The sequence below is a fragment of the Pseudomonas sp. Wu6 genome (genome assembly GCF_019891515.1).
GTDB classification, from domain to species: Bacteria; Pseudomonadota; Gammaproteobacteria; order Pseudomonadales; family Pseudomonadaceae; genus Aquipseudomonas; species Aquipseudomonas orientalis_A.
In genome coordinates this window covers 1-10,717 of sequence record NZ_JAFLXH010000071.1, presented here as the reverse complement: position 1 = coordinate 10,717, position 10,717 = coordinate 1, and the positions used below count along the sequence as shown (strand labels likewise).

Annotated in this window: 10 protein-coding genes and 1 pseudogene; 2 read left to right on the top strand and 9 right to left on the bottom strand. The window is 61.4% G+C overall.

From position 1 onward, the window contains the following. Window positions 1-236: 236 nt before the first annotated feature. From J1G34_RS26585 to J1G34_RS26565, 5 genes are all read right to left on the bottom strand, one after another. Complete coding sequence (locus tag J1G34_RS26585) at window positions 237-1,040, bottom strand: OmpA family protein (protein ID WP_065887798.1); 804 nt, start codon at window positions 1,038-1,040, stop codon at window positions 237-239. Further along, window positions 1,037-1,399: a DUF4398 domain-containing protein gene (locus J1G34_RS26580; protein ID WP_083203322.1), complete on the bottom strand. Its 363-nt coding sequence runs from the start codon at window positions 1,397-1,399 to the stop codon at window positions 1,037-1,039. Before J1G34_RS26580 ends, J1G34_RS26585 begins: the two co-directional genes overlap by 4 nt. 9 nt (window positions 1,400-1,408) lie before the next feature. Further along, complete coding sequence (locus tag J1G34_RS26575; RefSeq protein ID WP_222994850.1) at window positions 1,409-2,224, bottom strand: substrate-binding periplasmic protein; 816 nt, start codon at window positions 2,222-2,224, stop codon at window positions 1,409-1,411. A 72-nt stretch (window positions 2,225-2,296) separates the two neighbouring features. Continuing rightward, window positions 2,297-3,226 (bottom strand): electron transfer flavoprotein subunit alpha/FixB family protein, encoded by a 930-nt coding sequence (locus J1G34_RS26570; RefSeq protein ID WP_065895464.1) that lies wholly within the window; start codon window positions 3,224-3,226, stop codon window positions 2,297-2,299. Window positions 3,227-3,228: 2 nt separating this feature from the next. Continuing rightward, window positions 3,229-3,978 carry an electron transfer flavoprotein subunit beta/FixA family protein gene (locus J1G34_RS26565; RefSeq protein WP_024076934.1) on the bottom strand — a complete coding sequence of 250 codons (750 nt, stop codon included), beginning with the start codon at window positions 3,976-3,978 and terminating at the stop codon, window positions 3,229-3,231. Window positions 3,979-4,484: 506 nt separating this feature from the next. Here J1G34_RS26565 and J1G34_RS26560 point away from each other — a divergent pair. After that, the gene (locus tag J1G34_RS26560) at window positions 4,485-6,149 is read left to right on the top strand and encodes an electron transfer flavoprotein-ubiquinone oxidoreductase (RefSeq protein WP_065895465.1); all 1,665 of its coding nucleotides are present in this window, start codon (window positions 4,485-4,487) and stop codon (window positions 6,147-6,149) included. A 123-nt stretch (window positions 6,150-6,272) separates the two neighbouring features. On the opposite strand, the gene J1G34_RS26555 is transcribed toward J1G34_RS26560, so the two are convergent. Continuing rightward, window positions 6,273-7,166, bottom strand: coding sequence for an AraC family transcriptional regulator (locus J1G34_RS26555; protein WP_065887794.1), 894 nt, complete (start codon window positions 7,164-7,166; stop codon window positions 6,273-6,275). Window positions 7,167-7,347: 181 nt separating this feature from the next. On the opposite strand from J1G34_RS26555, the gene J1G34_RS26550 reads away from it, so the two are divergent. After that, window positions 7,348-8,400: an NAD(P)-dependent alcohol dehydrogenase gene (locus tag J1G34_RS26550; protein WP_065895471.1), complete on the top strand. Its 1,053-nt coding sequence runs from the start codon at window positions 7,348-7,350 to the stop codon at window positions 8,398-8,400. Here the strand turns inward: J1G34_RS26550 and J1G34_RS26545 are convergent, their stop codons facing one another. From J1G34_RS26545 to araG, 3 genes and pseudogenes are all read right to left on the bottom strand, one after another. Further along, entirely contained in the window at window positions 8,401-9,204 is an 804-nt protein-coding gene (locus J1G34_RS26545) for an IclR family transcriptional regulator (protein WP_065895466.1), read from the bottom strand. It abuts the gene before it with no gap. A gap of 182 nt (window positions 9,205-9,386) precedes the next feature. Beyond that, a complete protein-coding gene (gene araH, locus J1G34_RS26540; RefSeq protein ID WP_222994849.1) occupies window positions 9,387-10,352 on the bottom strand; it encodes an L-arabinose ABC transporter permease AraH in 966 nt (321 codons plus the stop codon). Between the two features lie 19 nt (window positions 10,353-10,371). Next, window positions 10,372-10,717, bottom strand: a pseudogene (araG, locus tag J1G34_RS26535) (L-arabinose ABC transporter ATP-binding protein AraG); the annotation flags it as partial.

Sequence of the window (10,717 nt, the reverse complement as noted above, 5' to 3'; positions counted from 1 at the left end):
ATGGGCCATCCATGGCCCAGTGCGGCTAACCCGGCGTCCTGCCGGGTTGCCCACGGATTCAAGCCTGCGTTCGGCCAGCGTGGTTTAACGGGGCGCCTGAGATCAAGATCACAAGCAGATCAAGATCAAGAGCGACTCGCTTCGCATCGTGGTTACGGTTGGGCGCTGCTGAGTTGTGTAGATACCTATGGTATCGGGGGCAAGCCCCCTCCCACATTTTGATCCGGGCCTGGTTCTTAGCGAGCGGCGCCCAGTTGGCCTTTTTCGTCGGAGAACACAATTTCCACCCGACGGTTCTGCGCACGGCCACGCTCGGAGGCGTTGGCCTCCACCGGGTACTTGTCGCCATACCCCTCGACCTGAATGCGTTTTTCGTCGATCCCCAGGTCAACCAGCACATCTGCCACCGACTGGGCACGATCACGGGACAGGTTCAGGTTGTCGCGTTCGCCCCCGGTATCATCGGTGTAGCCCTCGATGCGCACCTTGCGCCTGGGGTTCAGTTGCAGGAACTGCACGACCTTCAACACCGTACGGTTGGCCGAATTCTGCAACTCGGCTTCGCCGGTATCGAACAAGACATCGCCCAGGGTCATCACCAGGCCACGCTCGGTCTGGGTGGTCAGGCTGGCGATTTGCTGTTCGACCCACTTGCCCTGCTGCTGCACGCTGGCCAACTTGCTTTCACGCAAGGCCAATTGCAGGCGCTGGCGTTCCAGCTCGAGTTTGGCAAGGCGCTCGGCGTTCAGCCCCTGCTCGGTGTGTTCCCGGGCGATGGCACTGTAGCGTTGGCTCAGGTAAGCGTAATGCACCACGTCGGCGCCGCTGCCCCAGTAGCTGGAGAGGCGGTCGGCACGCGCCAGGGACTCCCCGGCGCGGATTACATCCTTGGGCGCGAAGCGCAATACATTGGCGTCTTCCTTGACCGACTGAAAGTCATTGCCGGCCTGTTGCAACGCCTGCTCGCTACTGGGCTGGCTGGCACAGCCGCCCAGCACCGCGCTGCTCAGCAGTAACGCCACACTCACACCGCGGATCATTGGGCTTCTCCCAACTGCAACTGCTTGCGCAGGCGCGCGATGCGCGTGTTGACCACGTTCAATTGTTCCTGGCTCTTGCCGGTCAGCACTTTGGCCTCGGCCAGACGCGCATCCAGTTCAGCCTGTTCGGCGCGCATGCGTGCGTGTTTGTAGGACTGGTCGGCCATGTTGCCCTGGGCTCTGGCAAATTTTTCTTCAGCCAGTTTCAGCTCGGGCGATTCATCGGTATTGGCGCCCACTGCGTTGGCTTGCTCCAGGGCTTGCTGGGTCAGGCGCATTTGTTCAGTCGGCGCAGGATCGGTGGCACATCCCGCCAGGGCGACAACGGCCAGGGCCGCGAAAAGAGGTCGAAGAGTCACTGAAAATCCCTACTTTGTTGGGGTACCGACGGGTTGTTGCAATTGCGCCTTCCAGCGCTCGAGATTGCGCTGCAACGCGGCTTCCGCGGTACCGGACGCGGGCAATTCTGTCATCTTTTTAGCCAGCTGTCCGCGCAGCCACGGATCATTGCAGGCCGAATTGTGGGAGATGGCCAGGTACAGGCCGGGCTGGTCGATCGGTACTTCGCGCGCGACCAGGTCATTGCTCATGCCCAGGGTCTGGGCCATGGCCATGCCGGAATAGCGGCTGGCGAGCACATAGTCCACCTCCCCCAGCAACAGCTTCTGGAAGGCTGGCGTCAGGCTGGGCAGACGCTGCAAGGTCAACTGCTCGCCGGCAAGGGCATCAAACCCGGCACTCAGACGAGCGCGCTCCGAGGCGGCGCCCTTATGGCCGTGCAAGTCGGCAGCGGTGGTGTAGACCAGGGGCGAGTCCTTGCGTGTCCACACCAGGTAATCGATCTGCATCAACGCCGGGTGGATGTAGTCGAGGTTTTCCAGCTCGCCGAGGTTCAACGGCGCATCGGCGAGGATATCCATGCGCCCGCTGCGCACTTCCTCCAGGGCCAGGGAGCGCTTGCCGCCGTAAAGCAGGTCGATTTTCAGGCCCAGGTCCGTGGCTACCTGTTGCAGCACATCGGCGGTGGCGCCGATCAGGTGAGTCGGGTCCTGCGGGTCGCGCCACAGCAACGGCGGTGCATCCGGGCTGCCGGTAATGATCAGGCGCTCGCACTTGCCGGCCGCCAGCGACAAGGTCGGCAGCAGCGTAAGACTTAGCAGCAGGATCAAGGAACGCAGTTGCATGGCGAGGTGCTCCTACACGTCAAAAAAAAGCCCGGTCACAAGACCGGGCTCTTTATAAGTGAAGCGACTGGATTAGACCAGCTTCTCCAACTCGGGAACGGCTTCGAACAAGTCCGCCACCAGGCCATAATCGGCCACCTGGAAGATCGGTGCTTCTTCGTCCTTGTTGATCGCAACGATCACCTTGGAGTCTTTCATACCGGCCAGATGCTGGATCGCGCCGGAGATACCGACCGCGATATACAGCTGCGGCGCAACGATCTTGCCGGTCTGGCCGACCTGCATGTCGTTGGGTACGAAGCCTGCGTCAACGGCTGCGCGGGACGCGCCGACCGCTGCGCCCAGCTTGTCGGCCAGGGCGTACAGGTGCTTGAAGTTATCACCGTTCTGCATGCCACGCCCGCCGGAAACGACGATTTTGGCAGCGGTCAGTTCCGGGCGATCCGACTTGGCCAGCTCTTCGCCGACAAAGCTGGAAGTGCCAGCGTCATGGGCAGCAGCGACGGCTTCAACGGCAGCCGAACCGCCTTCAGCGGCCACCGGGTCGAAGCCGGTGGCGCGCACGGTGATGACCTTGACCGCAGCGTTGGACTGCACGGTGGCGATGGCGTTACCGGCATAGATCGGGCGCTTGAAGGTGTCGGCGCTTTCGACCGAGATGATCTCGGAGATCTGGTCAACGTCCAACTGCGCGGCAACGCGTGGGAGGATGTTTTTGCCGTTGGAAGTGGCGGCAGCCAGGATGTGGCTGTAGCCGGCGCCCAGCTCTGCAACCAGCGGCGCAACGTTTTCCGGCAGCTGGTGCGCGTAAGCAGCGTTGTCGGCGTTGAGCACTTTGCTCACACCAGCGATTTTCGCGGCGGCTTCAGCCACCGGGCCAGCGCCCTGACCGGCTACCAGTACGTGGATGTCGCCACCGATTTTAGCGGCAGCGGCCACGGTGTTCAGGGTGGCCGGGGCCAGCACCTTGTTATCGTGTTCGGCGATTACGAGGATAGTCATGTTCAGATCACCTTCGCTTCGTTTTTCAGTTTCTCAACCAGTTCAGCCACCGACTTGACCTTGATGCCCGCGCTGCGTGCAGCCGGCGCTTCGACTTTGACGGTCTTGTTGGTGGAGGCGGTGGAAACGCCCAAAGCGTCCGGAGTCAGCACTTCAAGCGGCTTCTTCTTGGCTTTCATGATGTTTGGCAGGGACGCATAACGCGGCTCGTTCAAACGCAGGTCGGTGGTGACGATGGCCGGCAGTTTCAGGGAAACCGTCTGCGCGCCGCCGTCGATCTCACGGGTGACCGCAACGCTGTCGCCACTCACTTCCACTTTGGACGCGAAGGTGCCCTGGCCGTAACCGGTCAGTGCAGCCAGCATCTGGCCGGTCTGGTTGTTGTCGCTGTCGATGGCTTGTTTGCCAAGGATCACCAGTTGCGGCTGTTCCTTGTCGACAACGGCCTTGAGCAGCTTGGCCACGGCCAGGGAGGTCAGCTCTTCGGCGGACTCGACCAGGATGGCGCGGTCGGCGCCCAGTGCCAGGGCGGTACGCAATTGCTCCTGGGCAGTGGTCGGGCCGATGGAAACCACGACGATCTCGGTCGCCACGCCTTTCTCTTTCAGGCGTACGGCTTCTTCCACGGCGATTTCACAGAATGGGTTCATCGACATCTTGACGTTAGCAAGGTCGACGCCGGAATTGTCCGCCTTGACGCGAACTTTCACGTTGTAATCGACAACGCGTTTGACAGCTACAAGAACCTTCATGGATTCCTCGTTACTCTCCGGTGAAAAGAAAGTCGCCTAGGCGAACCTGGCGGTTGATGCTCATCGGCACACAAGGGCACCTCCAAAAACCTCGGCGGATGACCTTGCTCACGGGAAGTGATGACCGTTCGTCAGGGGTGACTGAGAGGTCATTCTTTATCGCAGCATGTAAACTGCGCGCCAGTGTCCGGGCACGCGTCACCTGTCTTGCTTTTGGACGTGCTCTTGAAACCTGCAGTCTGCCTACGGTCAGCGCAAAACCGACCGTATATTGACCGGAACGCCTATTCTGGTCAATACGGCAAAATGGTCAGTCATAAGCCGCGTTGCTTTGATTTACCTAGCCTGCGGGCAATTCAAACAAACGTTTGTATTGGACGCTGCCAGTGGTGTAGATATAATGCGCCACCTAGAGAGAAAGGTGAGTCGTGCCGTTGCCGCATGACACTACCGAACCTCCACCCATTAGAAAAAAAGCCTGTTGAGCCTTGAGTAGGAGATAGCCTGTGGAACGCGAATACATGGAATTCGACGTGGTCATCGTCGGCGCCGGCCCGGCGGGCCTGTCCGCCGCCTGCCGACTGAAGCAGAAGGCCGCCGAAGCCGGTAAGGAAATCAGCGTCTGCGTGGTCGAGAAAGGCTCCGAAGTGGGCGCACACATCCTCTCCGGTGCCGTGTTCGAACCACGCGCCCTGAACGAACTGTTCCCGGACTGGAAAGCACTCGGCGCCCCGCTCAACACGCCGGTGGTGCGTGACGACATCTATGTACTGCGCAGCAGCGATACCTCCACCCGGGTTCCCGACTTCTTTGTGCCCAAGACCATGCACAACGAAGGCAACTATATTATTTCCCTGGGCAATCTGTGCCGCTGGCTGGCCCAGCAGGCCGAGAACCTGGGCGTGGAAATCTACCCAGGCTTCGCCGCCCAGGAAGCGCTGTTCGATGAAAACGGCGTGGTGCGCGGCATCATCACCGGTGACCTGGGCGTGGACCGCGAAGGCAAGCCCAAAGAAGGCCTGTATACCCCGGGCATGGAGCTGCGCGGCAAGTACACCCTGTTCGCCGAAGGCTGCCGTGGGCATATCGGCAAGCAACTGATCCAGCGCTTCAACCTGGACAGCGACGCCGATGCCCAGCACTACGGCATCGGCCTCAAGGAAATCTGGGAAATCGATCCGGCCAAACATCAGCCCGGCCTGGTAGTGCACACCGCCGGCTGGCCGCTGGACATCATGGGCAACGAGAACACCGGTGGCTCGTTCCTGTATCACCTGGAAAACAACCAGGTGGTGGTCGGCCTGATCGTGGACCTGTCCTACAGCAACACCTTCCTGTCGCCGTTCGATGAGTTCCAGCGCCTCAAGCATCACCCGGTGCTGGCCCAATACCTGGAAGGCGGCAAGCGCGTCAGCTATGGCGCCCGCGCGATCTGCAAAGGCGGCCTGAACTCGCTGCCCAAGATGGTCTTCAAGGGTGGCGCGCTGATCGGTTGCGACCTCGGCACCCTGAACTTCGCCAAGATCAAGGGCAGCCACACCGCGATGAAGTCCGGCATGCTCGCCGCCGACGCGGTAGCCGACCGCCTGTTTGCCGAGTCCGAAGGCGGTGACGAACTGACCGCGTATGTCGACGGTTTCAAAGCCAGTTGGTTGTACGAAGAACTGTTCGCCAGCCGCAATTTCGGCCCGGCGGTGCACAAATTCGGCGCCATCGTCGGCGGCGGCTTCAACTGGCTCGACCAGAACATTTTTGGCGGCAAAATTCCTTTCACCCTGCACGACACCAAGCCGGACTACGCCTGCCTCAAGCTGGCCAAGGACAGCCAGAAGATCGACTACCCCAAACCCGACGGCAAGCTGAGCTTCGACAAACTGAGCTCGGTGTTCATCTCCGGCACCAACCACGAAGAAGAACAGCCGTGCCACCTCAAGCTCAAAGACCCGAGTATCCCGATCGGCACCAACCTGCCGCTCTACGATGAACCGGCGCAGCGTTACTGCCCGGCCGGCGTGTATGAGGTGGTGACTAAAGAAGACGGCGAAAAGCGCTTCCAGATCAACGCCCAGAACTGCGTGCACTGCAAGACCTGTGACATCAAGGACCCTTCGCAGAACATCACTTGGGTGACCCCGGAAGGTGCGGGCGGGCCGACTTACCCGAATATGTAAATCAAATGTGGGAGGGGGCTTGCCCCCCGATGGCAGTGTGTCAGTCAGCCTGTCTGTGGCTGAACCACCGCTATCGGGGGCAAGCCCCCTCCCACATTTTTAACCTGATTGTGTCAGTGACGCTCAAGCGGCCCGTTCTTCGCCGGGGTTACGCAGGAAGTAGCGTTTATACTCGCGACTGAACTGCGACGTACTCTGATACCCCACGCCATGCGCCGCCTGCGCCACGCTCACCCCCTCCACCAGCAGCAGTTGCTGGGCCTTCAATAGCCGCAGGCGCTTGAGATACTGCACCGGCGATAACAAAGTGCAGCGCTTGAAGTGTTCGTGGAAGGTGGACGCACTCATGTGCGCAAAACCGGCCAGCGTCTCGATATTCAGCGGTTCGGCGTAATGGGCATGCAGGTGGCTCAGGGACGTGGCAATCCGCGAAAACTGCCCTTGCTGTTCCACCAAGGCACGTAACACATCGGCCTGTGGCCCACGCAACGCGGTGAACAATAATTCACGCACCCGCGCCGGCCCCATGATCCGGCTCTCCAGCGGATCGTGCAGGCACTGCAACAGCCGTTCGACGCACCCGCGCATGGCGTCATCGAGCACCACCGAACTCATCGACTCCAGGGTCTGCGCCGCCGGCGGTGGTCCGGCTTGCATGCCCATCGCCATGACCAATTCCCCCAGCACCACGCGATCAATCCCGACCGTCACGCCGAGCAAAGGCGCTCCGGGGGCCATGGCAAAGGTCTCGCACTCGAACGGCACCGGCATGGCCTGGATCAGGTAGTGCCCGGCGCCGTACTCCAGCGTACGCGGGCCCAGATAGGCGACCTTGCTGCCCTGGGCCACGAACATCAGGCTCGGCTCGTAGATCTGCGGCCCACGCGCCACGTCGCAACTGGCACGCAACACCTTTACGCCAGGCAAGTGAGTCGGCGAAAAGCCGTCGCGGGAGGCAAGCCCCTCGATCAAGGAAACCAGGGTGGCGTTAGCGTCGAGATGGCGGGTCAACAGCATGGCAAAAAACTTCGCGAAAAAGGGATAAGAACATCATCGCAGGTCTGGCGCCACATGCATCCAAACAAGGGGCACTGTCGGACGAATAGGCATGAGACTCGGAGCAATCGCCATGGCCGTCCACAGGGTCAGTGAGGAAAATGGCCCGCCTCACTTTTCAATGCATTTGCGAGGTTTCCTCATGTACACAGCGATCGGTTACGCCGCCCAGTCGGCCACCACTCCCCTCGCCCCCATGTCGTTTGAACGCCGCAGCCCGCGCCCCGATGACGTGGCCATCGAGATTCTTTACTGCGGCGTGTGCCACTCCGATATCCACCAGGCGCGCAACGAATGGGGCATCGCGGTGTACCCGCTGATGCCCGGCCACGAAATCGTCGGCAAGGTCACTGCCGTCGGCGCCAGCGTCACCTCCCATAAAGTCGGCGACCTGGTGGGCGTGGGCTGCATGGTCGATTCGTGCCGCCACTGCGACGCGTGCAAATCGGATCTGGAGCAATACTGCCTCGAAGGCCCGACCATGACCTACGCCACCCCGGACCGCGTGGACGGCAGCAACACCATGGGCGGTTACTCCGACAGCATCGTGGTCAGCGAACACTTCGTGGTGAAGATCCCGGCCAAGCTCGACCTGGCCAGCGCTGCGCCGATTCTCTGCGCGGGCATCACCACCTACTCGCCGCTCAAGCACTATGGCGTGAAGGCCGGTGACAAGGTCGGGATTCTCGGCATGGGCGGCCTGGGCCATATGGGTATCAAGTTCGCCAAGGCCATGGGCGCCGAAGTGACGCTGTTCACGCGCTCGGCGAGCAAGGCCGAAGAAGGCCGTCGCCAGGGTGCCGACCATGTGATCGTGTCCACCGATGCCGAACAGATGAAAGCCGCCGCCGGGCATTTCGACTTCCTGCTCGACACCATCCCGGTGCAGCATGACCTTAACCCCTACCTCGACGTGCTGCGCTTTGACGGCGTGCATATCCTGGTCGGCCTGATCGAGCCGGTGGACCCGCCCGTCAATGCCGCCAAACTGGTATTGGGCCGTAAAGTGCTGGCCGGCTCGTTGATCGGCGGCATTGCCGAAACCCAGGAAGTCCTGGATTTCTGCGCCGAGCACGGGATTACCTGCGACATCGAGATGCTCGACATCCGCCAGATCAACGAGGCTTACACACGGATGATCGCCGGCGATGTGAAGTATCGCTTCGTCATCGACATGGCGACCCTGAAGGCCTGATCAGGCCTTCGCGCCCAGTTGCGCCGAGAGCCGGGCCGCGACCTGTTTGATCACAGGGATCAGCTCGGCCATTTTCTCCAGCGGCATGTAGGGCACGGTACTGGCGATGCTGATGCCGGCGACGATTCGCCGGCTGGCATCGCGCACCGGTGCCGCGACGCAACGGATCGACGGTTCGTTGTCTTCCAGATCGAACGCATAGCCGCCCACCACGTATTCATGCATGCGCTGCTCGAACTGCGCCCAGGACTGCTCGGGGTGCTGCGGCCATTGCAGGTTCTTGCCCCCCGCCGGCAGGCTGACGTCGTACAGGCGCTGCCATTCCTCCACGCTGTCATCGAGCATCAACGCCTTGCCGATGCCGGTGCGCGCCAGCGGCATGCGATGGCCCACCCGCGAGCGCATTTCCGGACCGTTGCGGCCGGGGTTCTTGTGCAGGTAGAGCACCTCGTCGTATTCGCGAATCGCCAGGTGGATGGTGTCGCCGGTGAGGGCCGACAACTCGTCCAGGTAGGGTACGGCCAGGTTCACCAGCGGCAGTTCTTCGCGCGCCTGGAACCCCAGTTCGATCAGCTTGGGGCCCAGCAGGTAACCAACTTGCGGAACCACCCGCAGGTAACGCTCCTCCACCAGGCAACTGGCAAGGCGGTGGGTGGTGCTGCGGGTGGTACCGATACGGCGGGCGATCTCTTTCAGATCCCGCGCACCGGCCGCCACCGCCTGCACCACGCCCAGGCCACGCAGCAGGGTCTGGGTGCCGGTGGGGGCGGTGTCTTTGACGGGGGAGTGAGCGTTTTCCTGCATATCGGGCCTATAGATAAAAAAGCGGGGGCATTATGGCAAATACCGCCCTCCTGAACACAGGAGATCCAATGTGGGAGGGGGCTTGCCCCCGATAGCGGTGGGTCAGCTTGCACATCTGTCACTGATACACCGCCATCGGGGGCAAGCCCCCTCCCACATGTTGATCCTCATATGGCTTGGGATCAGCGTTGCTTCATGCGGTCGATGACCACGGCCAGCAGCAGGATCGAGCCACGGATCACATACTGATAAAACGTGTCGATGTTCTTCAGGTTCATCGCGTTCTCAATGATCGCCAGGATCAACACCCCGGCAATCACATGGCGGATCATGCCGATACCACCGCTCAACGACACCCCGCCCAGCACGCACGCCGATATCACGGTCAGTTCGAAACCCTGGCCGATCATCGGCTGGCCGGAGGTCATGCGCGAGGCCAGGATCACCCCGGCCAGTGCGCCGATCAGGCCGTGTACGGCAAAGATGATGATCTTGGTGCGATCAACGTTGACCCCCGCCAGCAGCGCCGCTTCCTGGTTACCGCCGATGGCCATGGTGTTGCGCCCATAGGTGGTGTAGTTGAGCAGCCAGCCAAAGAACACAAAGCACAACACGGTAATGATGATCGGCACCGGCACGCCCATCAGTTGGCCGTTGCCGAACACGAAGAAGCCTTCATCCATCACCCCCACCGCCTTGCCGTTGGAGAAGATGTAGGCCAGGCCGCGCACGATCTGCATGGTCGCCAAGGTCGCGATCAGCGCGTTGATGCGCAGCTTGGCGATGACGATGCCGTTGATCAGCCCCACCACCAGGCCCATGGCCAGGGCCGCCGACACGCCGAGCATCACGCTGTCGGTGTCGCGGATCACGATGCCCGCCACCACGCCGGCGCAGGCGATCACCGAGCCCACCGACAAATCGAAGTGCCCCGACGCCAGGCAGAACAGCATGGTGCATGCGGCGATGCCCACCGTGGAAATCGCCAGGCCCAGCCCGCGCATGTTCAGCGGCGAAAGGAAGTTGTCGATGAACAGCGCACTGAGCACGAAAATGCCCAAGGCGGCCAACAGCATCACCCAGTCGTCGAGAAACTTGCGTTGATTGAACCCTGGCCAGAAGCTTTTTGCCGTTTTTACCTGAGACATACCTGCGCCCTCTTGTTCTTCAAGCCCGCGTACGCGGAAGTGCCAATTGCAACAGTCGTGCTTCATCCGCCTGGTCGCGAGGGAGCTCGCCCGTGAGGGCGCCTTCGCTCATCACCAGGAGGCGGTCGGAAATGCCCATGACTTCCATCAGGTCGCTGGACACTACGATCACCGCAATACCCTGGGCCGCGAGGTTGTGGATGATCTGATAGATCTCCGATTTGGCGCCGATATCGATACCGCGCGTGGGCTCATCCAGCAGCAGCACCTTCATCGGCATCGACAGCCAGCGGCCGAGAATGGCCTTTTGCTGGTTGCCTCCGGACAGGTACATGATTTTCTGTTCGGCGCTCGGCGTCTTGACC

Bases quoted from the DNA above. Each gene is read 5' to 3' on its own strand.
- J1G34_RS26585 (WP_065887798.1), bottom strand. From the start codon at position 1,040: ATGATCCGCGGTGTGAGTGTGGCGTTACTGCTGAGCAGCGCGGTGCTG.
- J1G34_RS26575 (WP_222994850.1), bottom strand. From the start codon at position 2,224: ATGCAACTGCGTTCCTTGATCCTGCTGCTAAGTCTTACGCTGCTGCCG.
- J1G34_RS26570 (WP_065895464.1), bottom strand. From the start codon at position 3,226: ATGACTATCCTCGTAATCGCCGAACACGATAACAAGGTGCTGGCCCCG.
- J1G34_RS26565 (WP_024076934.1), bottom strand. From the start codon at position 3,978: ATGAAGGTTCTTGTAGCTGTCAAACGCGTTGTCGATTACAACGTGAAA.
- J1G34_RS26555 (WP_065887794.1), bottom strand. From the start codon at position 7,166: ATGCTGTTGACCCGCCATCTCGACGCTAACGCCACCCTGGTTTCCTTG.
- J1G34_RS26550 (WP_065895471.1), top strand. From the start codon at position 7,348: ATGTACACAGCGATCGGTTACGCCGCCCAGTCGGCCACCACTCCCCTC.
- J1G34_RS26545 (WP_065895466.1), bottom strand. From the start codon at position 9,204: ATGCAGGAAAACGCTCACTCCCCCGTCAAAGACACCGCCCCCACCGGC.
- araH (WP_222994849.1), bottom strand. From the start codon at position 10,352: ATGTCTCAGGTAAAAACGGCAAAAAGCTTCTGGCCAGGGTTCAATCAA.